This window comes from Moraxella boevrei DSM 14165 (assembly GCF_000379845.1).
GTDB lineage: Bacteria > Pseudomonadota > Gammaproteobacteria > Pseudomonadales > Moraxellaceae > Faucicola > Faucicola boevrei.
Map to the genome: position 1 here is coordinate 21,640 of NZ_KB903804.1, position 16,181 is coordinate 37,820.

At 38.7% G+C, this 16,181-nt stretch carries 15 protein-coding genes; 6 read left to right on the forward strand and 9 right to left on the reverse strand.

What is annotated here, in order from left to right:
* Positions 1–205: 205 nt before the first annotated feature.
* On the reverse strand, positions 206–472 hold the full coding sequence (rpsO, locus tag A3G3_RS0109045) for a 30S ribosomal protein S15 (RefSeq protein ID WP_019520204.1): 267 nt from the start codon (positions 470–472) through the stop codon (positions 206–208).
* A gap of 507 nt (positions 473–979) precedes the next feature.
* On the opposite strand from rpsO, the gene A3G3_RS0109055 reads away from it, so the two are divergent.
* The 4 genes from A3G3_RS0109055 (at position 980) to A3G3_RS0109070 (ending at position 5,479) form a co-directional block, all read left to right on the forward strand.
* Positions 980–1,522 (forward strand): porin family protein, encoded by a 543-nt coding sequence (locus A3G3_RS0109055; protein ID WP_019520206.1) that lies wholly within the window; start codon positions 980–982, stop codon positions 1,520–1,522.
* Between the two features lie 167 nt (positions 1,523–1,689).
* Positions 1,690–3,741: a methionine--tRNA ligase gene (metG, locus tag A3G3_RS0109060; protein ID WP_026212950.1), complete on the forward strand. Its 2,052-nt coding sequence runs from the start codon at positions 1,690–1,692 to the stop codon at positions 3,739–3,741.
* A 96-nt stretch (positions 3,742–3,837) separates the two neighbouring features.
* Positions 3,838–4,251: an FMN-binding negative transcriptional regulator gene (locus A3G3_RS0109065; RefSeq protein WP_019520208.1), complete on the forward strand. Its 414-nt coding sequence runs from the start codon at positions 3,838–3,840 to the stop codon at positions 4,249–4,251.
* The gene (locus tag A3G3_RS0109070) at positions 4,214–5,479 is read left to right on the forward strand and encodes a TIGR03862 family flavoprotein (RefSeq protein WP_228702725.1); all 1,266 of its coding nucleotides are present in this window, start codon (positions 4,214–4,216) and stop codon (positions 5,477–5,479) included. The genes A3G3_RS0109065 and A3G3_RS0109070 overlap by 38 nt, the downstream gene beginning before the upstream one ends.
* Positions 5,480–5,519: 40 nt before the next feature.
* Here A3G3_RS0109070 and groL read toward each other — a convergent pair whose 3' ends face one another.
* Together groL and A3G3_RS0109080 are read right to left on the reverse strand one after the other, a co-directional pair.
* The gene (groL, locus tag A3G3_RS0109075) at positions 5,520–7,163 is read right to left on the reverse strand and encodes a chaperonin GroEL (RefSeq protein ID WP_026212952.1); all 1,644 of its coding nucleotides are present in this window, start codon (positions 7,161–7,163) and stop codon (positions 5,520–5,522) included.
* 81 nt (positions 7,164–7,244) lie between these two features.
* Positions 7,245–7,529: a co-chaperone GroES gene (locus A3G3_RS0109080; RefSeq protein WP_019520211.1), complete on the reverse strand. Its 285-nt coding sequence runs from the start codon at positions 7,527–7,529 to the stop codon at positions 7,245–7,247.
* Between the two features lie 334 nt (positions 7,530–7,863).
* Between A3G3_RS0109080 and A3G3_RS0109085 the strand changes: the two genes are divergently transcribed.
* Positions 7,864–8,550 carry a DUF3108 domain-containing protein gene (locus A3G3_RS0109085; protein ID WP_019520212.1) on the forward strand — a complete coding sequence of 229 codons (687 nt, stop codon included), beginning with the start codon at positions 7,864–7,866 and terminating at the stop codon, positions 8,548–8,550.
* A gap of 74 nt (positions 8,551–8,624) precedes the next feature.
* On the opposite strand, the gene A3G3_RS0109090 is transcribed toward A3G3_RS0109085, so the two are convergent.
* Both A3G3_RS0109090 and A3G3_RS0109100 read right to left on the reverse strand, forming a co-directional pair.
* The gene (locus tag A3G3_RS0109090; protein ID WP_019520213.1) at positions 8,625–9,596 is read right to left on the reverse strand and encodes a porin; all 972 of its coding nucleotides are present in this window, start codon (positions 9,594–9,596) and stop codon (positions 8,625–8,627) included.
* 514 nt (positions 9,597–10,110) lie between these two features.
* Positions 10,111–12,276: a malate synthase G gene (locus tag A3G3_RS0109100; RefSeq protein WP_019520215.1), complete on the reverse strand. Its 2,166-nt coding sequence runs from the start codon at positions 12,274–12,276 to the stop codon at positions 10,111–10,113.
* A 199-nt stretch (positions 12,277–12,475) separates the two neighbouring features.
* Between A3G3_RS0109100 and miaE the strand changes: the two genes are divergently transcribed.
* Complete coding sequence (gene miaE / locus A3G3_RS0109105) at positions 12,476–13,147, forward strand: tRNA-(ms[2]io[6]A)-hydroxylase (protein ID WP_019520216.1); 672 nt, start codon at positions 12,476–12,478, stop codon at positions 13,145–13,147.
* Between the two features lie 315 nt (positions 13,148–13,462).
* Here miaE and kdsA read toward each other — a convergent pair whose 3' ends face one another.
* The 4 genes from kdsA to A3G3_RS0109130 form a co-directional block, all read right to left on the reverse strand.
* On the reverse strand, positions 13,463–14,320 hold the full coding sequence (kdsA, locus tag A3G3_RS0109110; protein ID WP_019520217.1) for a 3-deoxy-8-phosphooctulonate synthase: 858 nt from the start codon (positions 14,318–14,320) through the stop codon (positions 13,463–13,465).
* A gap of 166 nt (positions 14,321–14,486) precedes the next feature.
* A complete protein-coding gene (locus A3G3_RS0109120; RefSeq protein ID WP_019520219.1) occupies positions 14,487–14,660 on the reverse strand; it encodes a hypothetical protein in 174 nt (57 codons plus the stop codon).
* Positions 14,661–14,695: 35 nt separating this feature from the next.
* Positions 14,696–15,238 carry a signal peptidase II gene (lspA, locus tag A3G3_RS0109125; RefSeq protein WP_019520220.1) on the reverse strand — a complete coding sequence of 181 codons (543 nt, stop codon included), beginning with the start codon at positions 15,236–15,238 and terminating at the stop codon, positions 14,696–14,698.
* A gap of 18 nt (positions 15,239–15,256) precedes the next feature.
* The gene (locus A3G3_RS0109130; protein ID WP_019520221.1) at positions 15,257–16,126 is read right to left on the reverse strand and encodes an alpha/beta hydrolase fold domain-containing protein; all 870 of its coding nucleotides are present in this window, start codon (positions 16,124–16,126) and stop codon (positions 15,257–15,259) included.
* Between the last annotated feature and the right edge of the window lie 55 nt (positions 16,127–16,181).

The following is a 16,181-nucleotide window of genomic DNA, read 5'->3' on the forward strand; positions in this document are numbered from 1 at the left end:
AATGTTCTTTTAAAAAAGTCTAATATTAGAAGCAATCTACCCAAGTTTATTCACGATTTTTGATGATGTTTGGTTAGTTTTGACAAAAAACTGGCAAAATAACCCAAATATTGTACCGTTTTTTGGTAAAAATCGCCACAAAAAAATGCAAAAAACGGTTACTAATCCAAGTAACCGTTTTTATCAAACGTCAATCAACACCGAATTAACGACGTAAACCAAGCTCATTAATCAATTTTGAATAACGGTCTAAATCTTTACGCTTTAAATAGTCAAGCAAACTACGACGTGAATTTACCATACGGATAAGACCACGACGGCTATGATGGTCAGCTTTATGCGCTTTAAAGTGTGGTTGTAAGTCGTTGATACGAGCGGTTAACAAAGCAACTTGTACTTCTGGTGAACCTGTGTCGTTTTCAGATTGTTTGAATTTTGCGATGATTTCCGCACGTTGTTCATTGGTTAGCATGGCTAGTTTTCCTTTGATGTGAGAAGCCAAATTTATGCTTTATCTTTTATATAATAGCGTATAAATTTGTGTTAAAAAATAAGGTCGCTCCACGCTTCTCAGTAGCACGCCTTAAATTAGAGTGCGATATTTTAGCATAGTTTGCTTGAAAAAACAGGATTTTTTGAAAAAATTTGCCAAAAAAGTAAAAAATTTTAAATTTTTTCAAAAATTTCGCTTGTCTTTAGATTTTTATCGGCAATAATCAATCGTCCAAACTATTAGAATCAAAATAAAGTTGATTAAAATTGCAATAATTGTAACAAAACTTTGCAAGTTATCAAAATTGTAACTTTTTGAGAAAATTTATTTGCAAAACTTAACATTTCACCTATCAAACACTGACAAACTTTTAAATTTTTTTTGCTAATATACACACCAAGCGGTAAGCAAGAAGAAAACAACCTTCATATTTACTTTTATTCACAAAATTGAATTATCAATTTTTTAGGAAATCGGAGAAAAACGATGAAAACTTTACAAAAAACATTATTAGCCTTAACTGCTGGTGCATTATTATCAACAGGTGCAAACGCTGCCATCAACTACAGTGCTGGTCAACCATACGTAGGTGTGAAAGTAGGTCAGTTTGATAGCAAGAACGACAATCTTGACGCTAAAAAGCAAACTGCTTACGGAGCATTTGGTGGCTACCAATTTGATGAAAATTGGGGCACTGAAATTGAATATCTAGGCTCAAAGAAAGCTGATGTAACATTTAAAAATACCTCTGCCAAGGGTGAAATGAATACTAAGACCTATGGCATATATGGTACTTATAAATACAACTTTGCAACGACACCTGTTTATGCAAAGGCCAAACTTGGTATTGCTAAAACAGAAGTTGAAGCAAAAACAACGACAAGAACTGTTAAAGCAGATGACACAGGTCTAGCTTATGGTGTTGGTCTTGGTTTCCAAGCAACCCCTGCGATTGCTATCGAAGCTGAATATGCAAAACCTGAAAGCGATACGAACCTTTGGACAGTGGGTGCAAACTTCAAATTCTAATATTTGACAAAATCACTTAACAAAAAACACAAAAAACGGCTCTAATTTTTTTAGAGTCGTTTTTTGTTGTGGCAAATATTAGCAAATTTTTTAATTTTCGGTTATGATACACTTTATTTTTGATGACTAGCTTATTTTAAAATTTTTTGATAAAGAAAGGTGATTTTGTGAGAAAAATTCTAGTAACTTCCGCCCTACCCTATGCCAATGGTCCAATCCATTTGGGGCATTTGGTGGAGTATATCCAAACCGACGTTTGGGTAAGAGCCATGAAAGCCCAAGGACACGATGTCAAGTACGTCTGTGCTGATGATGCTCACGGTACGGCAATCATGCTAAAGGCACAAGACAATGGCGTAACGCCCGAAGAACAAATCGCCACTGTGAAAGCCTCGCACGAAAAAGATTTTAGCTCATTTTTAATCAATTTTGACAATTATTATTCTACCCATAGTCCTGAAAATGAGAAATTTTCGCAAGAAATTTACACCAAACTCAATGAACGTGGCTATATTTTTACCAAAAATGTGGAGCAATTATTTGACACCGAAAAAGGGTTATTTTTAGCTGACCGTTTTGTCAAAGGCGAATGCCCAAAATGCGGTGCCAAAGACCAATACGGTGACAACTGCGAAGTGTGCAGTGCCACTTACAATGCCACTGAGTTAAAAAATCCGTATTCCACCCTGTCTCAATCCACACCGATCGTCAAAGAGTCAAAACATTACTTTTTTGATTTGCCACGATTTACTGACTTTTTGCAAGGTTTTACGAAAGAAAACGGGCGACTGCAAACTTCCATTACCAATAAACTCAACGAATGGTTTGAGGCTGGGTTACAGCCTTGGGATATCAGCCGTGATGCACCATATTTTGGCTTTAAAATTCCGAATACGCCAACTGATGAACCCGATAAATATTTTTATGTGTGGCTAGATGCTCCTGTTGGCTATATGGCAAGTTTTAAAAATTTGTGTGAGCGTGAAGGCATTGACTTTGATGCGTATTTTAAAAAAGACAGCGCCACTGAACTGTATCATTTTATCGGCAAAGATATCGTGTATTTTCACGCCTTATTTTGGCCCGCCATGCTTCACGGCACGGATTACCGTACGCCAACTGCGATTAATGCTCACGGATTTTTGACCGTCAATGGCGAAAAAATGAGCAAATCTCGTGGTACATTCATCAAAGCCGAAACCTATATTAATCACTTAAATCCTGAATATTTACGCTATTATTTTGCCAGTAAACTATCCGACACGGTCGAAGATATCAACCTTGATTTGGATGATTTTATGCAAAAAGTCAATTCAGACTTAGTCGGTAAAGTCGTCAATATTGCCAGTCGCTCGGCAAATTTTATCCATAAAAACAACGGTGGAAAATTGGCAAATGAAATCACCGAAAAGGTGTTGCTACAAGACATCATTGATGCTGGTGATGAAATCGCCAAAGCTTACGAAAACCGTGAATTTAGCCGTGCGATGCGACTAATTATGGCGTGTGCGGACAAGGCGAATGAATATATTGACGACAAAAAACCATGGGCGTTAAATAAAGTTGACGGCAAGCAAGCGGAAGTCGTGGACGTGTGTACGGTAGCAGTTAACATTTTCCGTCAATTAATCGTCTATCTGTCACCTGTGTTACCTGAGCTTGCCAGAAAAGCTCAAGAATTTTTGAACATTGACAGCCTAACATTTGACAGTCGTCATGAAATTTTGACGAGCCATAGGATTAACGCCTTTAGCCCGCTGATGAGCCGTGTGGAAAAAGAGAAAATCGATGCCATGGTAAATGATTCTAAAAGCAGTCTCGCCGAAGAACCTGCCAAAAAAGATAAAAAACCAGACAAAACCACCAAAACTGAAACATCTGAAATTACAGGTGAATTTATTAATATTGACGACTTTGCCAAAGTAACGATGAAAGTTGCCAAAGTGTTAGAATGTAACAGCGTGGCAGGGGCTGATAAACTGTTGCAATTTACGCTAGACGTGGGCGAAGAAAAAACTCGCAATGTGTTTAGCGGTATCGCAAAATTTTATAAACCTGAAGAATTAGCAGGTAAAACGGTGATTTGTGTCACCAACCTTGCCCCACGTAAGATGAAATTTGGCGTATCCGAAGGTATGATTTTGTCAGCGGAAAAAGATGGGCAATTACAAGTGGTGATTTTGCCTGATAGCATGGTGGCTGGAGCGACATTGGCATAAAACAAACTAAGCCTTTATCCACCAAAATCCGCTTTAAATCAATGAGCTATTTAAAGCGGATTATTTTTAAGCTTTAGGGCATTTTAGAAATAACATATGAAACTTTTCCGTAAATTTAATGAACAAAAATTTACTAATATTCAACAGCTAATTGTGAAATTTCCGTTAGCCACGCTAACTATCGCCAACAACGACAAAATCAAAAATTGCCATATACCCCTAGTTTGGCAAGATAACAGCAGTAATACGGCTGTATCTATTCTTACCAATAAATTTGAACAAATTGAAAAAAATCCTTGGTCATCAAGCGATAATCAGCAAGATTTTTTCGATAAATTGTGCAAGGCGGTTGTTGGATTTAAACTACAAATTATAGATATTCAAGCCCAATTTAAACTCAGCCAAAATAAATCTTCCGATACAATCAACAGTATTATCAATGACCTACAAAAAATTAACACAGCAAAAACCAATGAGATGGCAAATAATGTACAACAAGCCAACCGCTAAAAATATGACTTCACAAAAAACCATCGCCATCATCGGAGCGGGGGCATCGGGTCTCATGTGTGCCGATTACTTATGCCAATTTGATGTCAATATCCACGTTTATGAGCAACTACCGACCGCAGGACGAAAAATCCTGTGGGCGGGCAAAACAGGCTTAAACATCAGCCACAATGAAGCACTTGACGATTTTATCAACCGATATTCACACAGTTGGCTTGGCGATTTTGTCAAACTATACGATGCCACTTGGCTACAAAACTGGGCAAAAAATCTGGGTATTGACACCTTTGTCGGTTCGTCTGGACGGATTTTCCCGACCATGATGAAAGCATCGCCATTATTGCGTGCGTGGTTAAAAGCGTTGGAACAGGACGGCGTGCAATTTTTTTATCGTCATAAATGCGTCAATCTTGATAAAAATACGCTGACTTTTCAACATAAAAATCAATCATTTAACCAAAATTTTGATGCGATTATTTTGGCGTGCGGTGGTTTGTCTTATCCAAAACTTGGCAGTACAGGCGAATGGCAAAACTGGCTTGGAGCAGATAATATTGAGCCAATGTATGCCAGTAATGTGGGGATTTGCCGTGATTGGTCAAAATTTATCGAGCCATTTTTTGGGCAAGCCTTAAAGCGAGTAAATGCTTGGGTAAAAAATGAAGAGCAAAAACATCGGGGTGATATTATCATCACCAAATACGGTTTTGAAAGTGGTTTGATTTATAAATTTAATCGTGACTTGCGTGACAATTTTTATGCGAATGACGATAAAATTATGTGCTTACATTTAGATTTATTACCTGATATTTCATATGATAAAATTTTGCAAATTTTTAGTAAAAACAAAAAATTATCACTTAATACACGCTTGCAAAAACTAGGCTTAGACAAAGCCAAAATCGCCATTTTACGAGAATTTACCGCTAAATCAGATTGGCAAGATGATAAAAAAATTGCTCAGTTTATCAAATATCTAACGGTAGAATTTAATGATTTTCGCCCAATTAATGAAGCGATTAGCTCAGGTGGTGGGGTAAAATCATCGGCTTTTGTCAATCATTTTCAGTTGAAAACCAATCTATCTGTTTTTTGTACAGGCGAAATGATGGATTGGGACGCACTAACAGGGGGCTATTTACTTACCGCTTGTTTTGCTCTTGGGCGTGGTTGTGGGGAAAGTGTGGTAAATAAGTTACATCTGAACAAAAAAACTTCCGCCATGTGACGGAAGTTTTTGATTTAAATGGGTTTAGTAATCGGTAAAATTACATCATTCCGCCCATACCACCCATTCCGCCCATGCCACCACCCATTGCAGGTGCATCATCTTTGGCAGGTAGGTCAGTAATCATCGCTTCGGTAGTTAGCATCAAGCCTGCAACCGATGCGGCGTGCTCTAACGCTGAACGAGTGACTTTGGCAGGGTCTAAGATACCCATTTCCAACATATCGCCATATTCGCCAGTGGCTGCGTTGTAACCGTAATTACCTTCGCCATTTTTCACTTGGTTAATCACAACTGATGCTTCATCGCCTGCATTGCTGACGATTTGACGAAGGGGGGCTTCAATAGCACGGCGTAAAATATTAATACCAGTAGTTTGGTCGTCATTGTCGCCTTTGACATCGTCAAGAGCAGACAATGCACGCACCAACGCCACGCCACCACCTGCTACCACACCCTCTTCTACCGCTGCACGAGTAGCGTGTAAGGCATCATCAACACGGTCTTTTTTCTCTTTCATTTCGGTTTCGGTGGCTGCACCCACTTTAATCACAGCCACGCCACCTGCCAATTTGGCAATGCGTTCTTGCAGTTTTTCTTTGTCGTAGTCAGACGTTGATTCTTCTACTTGACGACGGATAGATGCCACACGCTCATCAATGTCAGTTTTTTGACCTGCACCGTCTACAATCACGGTATTTTCTTTGCCAACGGTGACTTTTTTGGCAGTACCCAATACCGCCAAATCAGCCGTTTCTAGGCTCATACCGACTTCTTCTGATACAACGGTTGCACCAGTCAAAACCGCAATATCTTGGAGCATCGCTTTACGGCGGTCGCCAAAGCCAGGGGCTTTAACAGCACAAACTTTTAAGCCACCACGCATATTGTTTACAACCAAAGTTGCCAATGCTTCATTTTCCACATCTTCTGCGATAATAAGTAATGGCTTACTGGTTTTCATCACATTTTCAAGCAGTGGAATAAGCTCACGGATATTGCTGATTTTTTTGTCCACAAGCAAAATCATTGGATTGTCAAGCTCAGCGGTCAAAGTATCTGCCTTATTAGCAAAATATGGGCTGATATAACCACGGTCAAACTGCATACCTTCAACCACTTCTAACGTATCTTCAAAGCCTGAGCCTTCTTCTACGGTGATAACACCTTCTTTGCCCACTTTTTCCATGGCTTCGGCAATTAAGTTACCAATCGTTTGGTCAGAGTTAGCAGAGATTGAACCAACCTGAGCAATGGCTTTGCTGTCATTAGCAGGGGTTGAGATTTCTTGGATTTTGGCAACGACAGCACGGACGCCTTTGTCAATGCCACGCTTTAAATCCATTGGATTCATACCTGCAGTAACCGATTTCATGCCTTCTTGCAAAATCGCTTGTGCCAATACCGTTGCGGTCGTTGTACCGTCCCCTGCCACATCATTGGTTTTGCTCGCCACTTCACGCACAAGTTGGGCACCCATGTTTTCAAATTTGTCTTCTAATTCAATCTCTTTTGCAACGCTAACGCCATCTTTGGTGATGGTTGGGGCACCAAAAGATTTGTCGATTACCACGTTACGACCTTTTGGACCTAAGGTAACTTTAACCGCATCTGCCAATACGTTTACGCCTACAATCATTTTGCTACGTGCATCTGCACCAAATTTTACATCTTTTGCCATGATAAATTCTCTCTTAAATTTTAAAAATTTTTACAATAAAATGCTGTTTTTTTTAAGTTGGGTTAAAACCCAGCCTACAAAAAATTAAACAAGAACACCTAATACATCGCTTTCTTTCATAATCAACAGTTCTTCGCCGTCCACTTTCACAGTTGAACCTGCGTATTGACCAAATAACACCTTGTCGCCAACTTTGACATCAAGTGGGCGTACACCATTTTCAGTGATTTGACCATTACCCACAGCGATAACTTCGCCTTGTTGTGGTTTTTCTTGGGCGTTGCCTGCCAATAATAATCCGCCTGCGGTTTTTTGTTCTTCTTCAGAACGGCGGACAACGATACGGTCGTGTAAAGGACGAATAGCCATATTTTTACTCCAATTATTGTTAAAATTTCTATAAAAATTGGGTTAGAAACCCATAAATTTTGTTAATCAAGAAAAGTTTGCCACTTTGCCAAGATTAACAACTTGATTGTAAAAATGGGGATAGGTAGTAATTTGTTCAAGTTGCTTTTGTAAAAAAATCCAAAAATTTTGCGATTTTTTTATAAATTTTCGCCGAGTTGGGCAAAAATTATTGCGTTAAAATTGGTATATTGTCATATTTTGTTATGTTTTAGGGCGTTTTGGCAAAGTGACTTGTTTTTTGGCAAAAAGACCTTAAGTTAGTTTCGTTCATTTTGATAAAAAAGGTAAGATTATGAACTTTCAAAAGACACTTGTTAGTACCATGTTAGTCGTATCGGGTCTGGTAGCAATGCCTGCGATGGCAGTAATTTCACCATTTTCTGCGAATTATGATTTTAACATCGAAGGCAAATATAAAGGCTCGGCAACCCGTGTACTAAAGCAAAACGGCAGTCAATGGACGTATAACATGAACGCTACGGCAGGCAAGCTCGCATCGGCAAATATGTCATCGGTATTTAATGATAATGGTGGGATAGTGATACCAACTAAAAGTAGCACACAATACAAAATCTTGGGGGTGGGTCGTACTGAAACACTCAGTTTTAACCCTGCTCAAAAACAGTACATTAGCAATTATAAAGGCAAAAATACCACGGTAAAAATGCTAACAACAGCGTATGATGATTTGAGTTTGGAAATGCAAATTCGCGAAGACCTAAAGGCGAATAAGTTCCGTGGTAGCTATAACACTGCCGACCGTGACAAGGTAGAAACGGTAAAATTTACAAAATCCGCCACGACCAAAATCAGCGTACCTGCAGGGACGTTTGATGCGGTGCGAGTTGACCGTGTGCATGATGCTAAAAGCCGTCAGACGAGTTTTTGGCTTGCACCAAAGTTAGACTATTTACCTGTAAAAGTGGTACAAACCAATGACGGCAAAAAAATGGAAATGAATTTAATCAAAGTTAATTAATTTATTAGCAGATATTAAAAAAACCCACACCAAAAAAGATGTGGGCTTTTGATTGACCGTTTGGTTAAGTGAGATTAGAAGTTGTATTCTAGACCTGCACCTACACCAAAACCGTCTTTTTCTGTACCGTTGCTGTCAACGTTTTGATGACCAACATACACATGACCTGTGGTTGCTTGGTTAAAGTTGTATTTACCACCCACAACAAACTGTGTGCTGTCTACGCCGTCAACACCACCCATATTTTGGATTAGGTGTGCTTCGCCATAAGCCAACCAAGGTGTACCAGTTTTGTATTGACCGCTTAATGCAACGATATTTTCTTTTTTGGCATTAACTGCACCAGTATCAGTGTTTTGATATAAACCACCAACTGTTACCGCTTGATTTACATCATATTGACCGCTGACACGTGCGGTTTTAAAATCGCCCGCTTGGATATAAGTTGCACCACCACGGTAAGCTTGACCTGCTGGCTCATATTTCACACCCACACCAAACGCATCACGCTCTACAGAATCTGTTTTGTTATCTTCATCAAGGGCATACATACCCAGGAATTGCACACCATTATAGTCTGGCGAGAAGTAAGCCATTGCGTTATTAGCACGTGGACCATCCCATGAAGCACCACCAAAGCTGTTGTCATATAGACCTTCTGCTACGGTTACATAGTTCACTTGGTCATCAATGGTAGTCAAACGACCTGCAACTAAGGTACCGTATTGTTTGTTTGACAAACCTAAGTAAGTATCACGAGAATAAAACTGGTCAGTTTTGCGTTTTTCGTGGGTATTGTTACCTGAGTCAACCCAGTTATCACCTGCATCAACATCAACCCCATATTCTAATTGGTACACAAGATCAGTATTTGCAGTTAGGTTTTCAGAACCTTTGATGCCGATACGTGAACTGTTCGAGTTCAATTGGGTACGAGCATCTTCTACATAGTCAAGCGTTAAAAATGCTTTACCATAAACTTGTGGTGCAGCTTGGGCAGATACTGATAGAGCAGCGACAGCTGTTGCTAAAAGTAATTTTTTCATGGGAATTCTCCACTTTAACAAAAAACATTTTTTAGGGTTTGGGCAGGTGTTGCACGCCCTATCTTTGCTTATATTCCTAATTTTTTAAGTTATCTTTTCAGCAAGTTTGAAGTATGGCTAATCAGACAAATTAATCAATCAGCAATAACAGTATAACAACATTTTGGCAAAAATCAAGTAATATGCAACATAGTTTTAGCAACTGTGCAAAAAAAGTTACAGAATAGCTACGTTTTTACCAAAACATTACTTAATTCATAGCATACCAATTTTGAAATAATTTGCAACACTTTTTTGCAAATTTTTAGTAAATTCCTTAAAAAAATTGTGGTTATTAAGAATAATTATCAATAAAATCAGTTTTTTACCAATTTTTTGGTAAACTTTTAGACCTTTTTGCATAAAAAACGGACGGATTGAACGCCCATTTTTTGGATTTTTTAAAAATATTAATTAACCTTCCCGATGCTTCGAGAAGCTCAGCATGAACAAAAACGCTGATAAGGCTATGTTTTTATTGGGCTTTTAAATTTAAGCGTGCTTGATGTAATAATGGTTCAGTATAACCGCTTGGTTGTTCTGTTCCTTTAAAAATCAAGTCGCACGCACAGTTAAATGCAATGGTGTCATAGCTATCCGACATACGAATGTAAGCAGGGTCATTGGCATTTTGCTCATCAACGATTTTCGCCATGCGTTTTAGCACGTCAAGCACTTGTTCACGGCTGACAACGCCATGCTCTAGCCAGTTGGCAACGTGTTGGCTAGAAATCCGTAAAGTGGCACGGTCTTCCATTAAGCCGACATTATCAATATCTGGCACTTTAGAACAACCAACACCTTGGTCAACCCAACGCACCACATAGCCCAAAATACCTTGACAATTGTTTTCCAATTCTTTGGTTTTTTCGTCATCTGTCCAATCGGTCGCTTTTGCCAATGGAATGCTTAATAAATCGTTCAATTTTGCAGGTTCACGAGTTTTTACACTGTCCAACACGTCCATCACATTGGTTTCGTGATAGTGCATGGCGTGCAAAGTTGCCCCAGTCGGAGACGGTACCCACGCACAAGTCGCCCCAGATTTTGGGTGATTGGATTTGGTGGCAACCATTTCTTTCATGCTGTCTGGTTTTGCCCACATACCTTTACCAATTTGTGCTTTACCACGCAAACCACACGCTACGCCTACGTCCACATTCCAGCGTTCATAGGCATTGAGCCAATCTTCGTTTTTCATGTCATTTTTGCGAACAAATGCCCCTGCCTGCATACTGGTGTGCATTTCGTCCCCAGTTCTATCCATAAAGCCTGTGTTAATAAAAATTGTGCGTTCTTTGGCTTGGCGAATACATTCTTTTAGATTGACGGTAGTGCGGCGTTCTTCGTCCATAATCCCCACTTTTAAGGTATTTTTTGGTAGGTTTAACGCCTTTTCCACTTCACCAAATAGTTCAACGGTAAAGGCAACTTCTTCAGGGCCGTGCATTTTTGGCTTTACAATATACATTGAACCTGCACGAGAGTTTTTTAAGGTATTTTTATTTAATAAATCAGGCAAACTACATAATGGCGTAATCAAAGCGTCCATCATCCCTTCAAAAATCTCTTCACCATTTACCAAAATGGCAGGATTGGTCATCAAATGTCCGACATTACGCAGTAACATCACCGAACGTCCGTGCAAGGTGATTTTTTCGCCATTTGGGGCGGTATATTCACGGTCGGCATTCATTTTTCTGGTCATTTGTTTACCATTTTTTTCAAAGCTATCTTGCAAATCGCCTTTCATCAAACCAAACCAGTTACGATACACTTCAACTTTTTCTTCGGCATCAACGGCAGCGACTGAATCTTCACAGTCTTGAATGGTGGTAACAGCGGACTCTAGTACCACATCTTTAATGCCTGCTGGGTCAGCTTTTCCGATTGTACTGGTTATGTCAATTTGGATTTCAACGTGCAAACCATTGTTTTTTAACAAAATGGCGTTCGGACTGTCTGTATCGCCAAGATAACCTGCAAATTGGGTAGTATCTTTTAGTTGGGTTGCGGTATCGCCTTGTTTTACTGACAATTTGCCATTTTCAACGGCAAAACCTGTTACATCTTGATAACTGCCTTGTGCCAAAGGTAGATTTTTATCAAGAAAAAATTTAGCATACGCTACCACTTTTGCTCCACGCACAGGGTTATAAGCTTTGCCTTTTTCCGCACCGTCCGTTTCGTCAATCACATCTGTACCGTACAAAGCATCATACAGACTACCCCAACGAGCATTGGCGGCATTTAGGGCATAGCGAGCATTGCGAACAGGCACAACCAATTGTGAGCCTGCAATGGTGGCGATTTCATCATCAACGTTTTCGGTGCTAATACTAAAATCTTCACCAACTGGTAAGATATAGCCAATTTCTTTTAAAAAGTTTGTGTATTTTTCTTTATCAAACTGTCCATCTTTGGCAGGATTTTCTTTATGCCAGTTATCAATTTTTGTTTGTAATTCATCACGTTTGGCAAGTAATTGTTTGTTTTGTGGGGTAAATTGTTTGACAATGTTTTCAAAATCTTGCCAATATTTTTCACTGTCTAAGCCAACCACGGGCATAACTTCGTTGGTGATAAAGTCGTAAAGTTCACGGTCAATGGCAAGACTGCCTTTTTGGATACGGTCGGTCATGATAAATCCTTATTTTGCTAATTAAGTGGATAAAAATGGTAGAACGGTGCTTTGATTATACTGATATAAATTACAAAAATAAAGAAATACAAAGTATTTTTTTAAGAAATGGTAAAAGCTAAAAAAATTAACCACCTTACAAAAATTCGCAAAACTGTTATAATATTGACAATAAACCTTGATATTAAAGGCACAAAAAATGTCCATTCCCCAAACAACGTCTGATGATGACAACACACCACATCAACCCAAAGCCGTTGATATTTCGCATATTTTAAATTTTTTAGGCTGTGAAACACCACAAAAATGGCTGGCTGAAGCGGTCAAAAATTTACCGATTATTATCCAAGACCACGCTAACTGCGAAAAAAAGGCAGGCGGTACGGCGATGAATTTGATTTTTCGCTATCAAAATGCTGAACATGACGAACTGCAACGCAAACTCGCCCAACTTATTCGTGAAGAAATGCTCCACTATGAACAAGTGCTAGAAATTATGGCAGAGCGTGGGCAAACGTGGAAATACTTATCTGCAGGGCGTTACGCAGGCGGTATGTTAAAACACAAACGCACCTATGAACCTGATGCAATGATAGATGTGTTGATTATTGGGGCGTTTATTGAGGCACGTTCGTGTGAGCGTTTTTCGGCATTGTCAAAAGTGATTGATGATGAAAAACTCGCCAGATATTACCGCTATTTGTTAAAATCAGAAAGTCGTCATTATGAAGATTATCTATATTTGGCTCAAAATTTATCTAAAGAACCGATTGACGAACGTGTGGCGTTTTTCCGTGATGTGGAAAGCGAATTAATCAGCACACCTGATAGCGAATTACGCTTTCATAGTGGCGTGCCTGACTGGGTTTAAAATGATGTAGTTGTAGGCGTGTATGTTGCTTATCATAAACCATGATTTAAACTCGTCCGCCCACCACAAGTTTATATTCTGTTCTATAAATCTCGTCTTTAAGATTTAAATGCTCGGCAGTTTTGGTTAAATTAAAAATCTCGCCACTTTCTTTTTGTTAATGCGATAGTTTGATTAACTGTATTGATATTGCGATTGGCATAAGCCTTGGTTTCCAACGTCGCCATTAAAAAAACAAGAGAAATTTTTTCATTTTAAAACCCCCTTATTTAAATTAAAAACGGCAAGAATAAAAATTACCCTTGCCATTTAACATCAATGCGTATCCAAAACTTCAAACCCTTTTACCAAATTATCTAATGCTTTAATTTGACGTAAAAACGGTTCTAATTGTGACAATCTTAACGCACACGGACCATCGCATTTTGCCTTATCAGGGTCTGGGTGAGCTTCTAAAAATAGTCCCGCAAGCCCTGTTGCCATACCCGCCTTAGCCAGCGTGGTAATCTGATGACGGCGACCGCCCGCACTGTCGGCTCGCCCACCGGGGGTTTGCAGGGCGTGTGTCACATCAAAAAACACAGGCACATTCATCGCCTTCATCGTGTCAAAGCCAAGCATATCCACCACCAAATTATTATAGCCAAACGCCGACCCCCGCTCGCACAAAATCAGTTTATCGTTGCCTGCTTCTAGGCATTTGTGCAGGATATGACGCATTTCGTGTGGGGCAAGAAATTGGGCTTTTTTGATATTGATGATTTTGCCTGTTTTTGCCATCGCTTCAACTAAATCAGTCTGACGGCTCAAAAAGGCAGGGAGCTGTAAAATATCCGCCACTTGTGCCACAGGCTCGGCTTGATACGGTTCGTGAATGTCGGTAATAATGGGGACATTTAGTTTATTTTTGATTTCACCTAGAATTTCAATGCCCTTATCCATACCAAGCCCACGATAAGAGTGTAAACTTGAGCGATTGGCTTTATCAAAACTTGCCTTAAACACATAGCCAATGTTTAATCTTTGGCAGATTTCACTATAAGTCTCAGCAATTTCAAATGCCAACTCACGGCTTTCTAAAACATTCATACCACCGAACAGCACAAAAGGCTTATCGTTGCCAATGGTAATATCGTTTAATTCAATGATCGATTTTGCGGTTAATTGAGACATATTAATTCACCTAAATATATATTTTTAAATAATTAAATAAGATTTTTGGATTGTAATTTCGCTTTTAAAGGTGTATCTGACACTTTTTTAAAACCTTTTAAACGATGTTCATCAGCATTAAAATTTGCCAAAAAAGTCACTTCTGCAATGCTATCTTCATCAAGATTTAATTGAACGGTTGATAAAGGCTGTCAGCTAACACGTCTTTCGGCTCTATGCTGTTTTGCCCTGCCTTGTGAAATCGCTTTGCGAGATGATTTGTCGTTTTCGCCATAGGAATTACGGCAATCTTTTGTAAGACTTTTTTGCTTTTTTCATAAGGATGTTTAATTTTGCTCATATTCATTACTCATCAAAATCATCACTTGACCTATCTTATACCACTTTTAATCGTTTACTTTCTAAAAAAAACGAGTCAATCAAAATCAACGCCACGCCCATACACACCCCAATATCCGCCACATTGAAAATCGGATAATGCCAAATATCGTGCCAATGCACATGCAAAAAATCCACGACATAGCCAAATCGCATGCGGTCAATCACATTGCCAATCGCCCCACCCAATACCAACGCTAAGCCAAATGCCAAAACCTTGGCATTTTTGGGCAATTTACGCAAATACGCCACAATAAAGGTAGACACCGCCACGCCCAACACGGCAAAAAACCACTTTTGCCAACCGCCTTGATTTGCCAAAAAGCTAAATGCCGCTCCGTGATTAAACGCCAGCGTAAAATCAAACAGCCCATCAATTATCGGCGTGCTTTGGTATAGCTCATAACTTTTATGAAAATACTCTTTTGTGAGTTGGTCAATGACAAGCACAACCAAGGCGATGGCATAATACAGGGTCGCTTTATTGCCATTGGGCTCTGCAATGGGCGGGTTTTGTAAATTGGGGGCATTTTTTGACATAATGGTTTCTTAAAAATTTTATTTTATTAAATTTGATACTTCATTTAACACTTCATGGCTTTCTGGTAAAAAAGTCGCTCCCATAAAAGCGTGAAAACCACCATTATAAATCTTAGTTTGGCAATGGGTGTTTGCATTTTTAATTTTTTCATCAAATTTCTGTACATCAGCCAAAAATATATCGGCTGTACCTTGGTAAATATATAAGGGTGGCAAATCATTTAATTCATCATAAATCGGGCTAATGAGTGGGTCGGTTGTTGCTCTATCTTTTGCCCATTGTCTGCCACACCAAATTAAACCTTCGCTACCAAGCATAATGTCATCTTTTTGCAATTCATTTATTTTTGGATTACTCATTGTAACATCTAGCCAAGGCGAAAATAAAAATATTGATTTTGGTAATGGCTTATTTTGATTACGCAAATAAATGGATAACGCCAATGAAAAGCCACCACCAGCACTATCTCCTGCTATAAAACAGTTATTTTTTCCATAAGTTTCATACACCTTTAACATGAAAGGTAATTCATTATCAAAATAACTGCGTGTTGCAATCCAATACATTGGAACAATAACACAACAATCAGATTTTTTAATTAAATATTCTATAATATCCCAATGAGCTTTTACCAACTCTTTGACATAACCCCCACCGTGAATATAAATTAAGCGATTTTGCTTGTTATTATTTTTGTTATTTAAAATAATAACTTCTCTATTGTCCAAATAATCAATTTGAATGGCATATAGTTTTTTTAAAGAAGTATTAATATCCGCTCTTGGTGTATGATAGCTTACAACTTCTTGTATTTTTTGTTCCGAAACAAAATTATTTTCTCGCAAAATACCAACTATTTTTTTGGTTATTTTTAAGCGTTTGGACATGTTGACATCTCATTTGGTTAATTCTTTTCTAACATTTAAATTAAACGGTACGCAA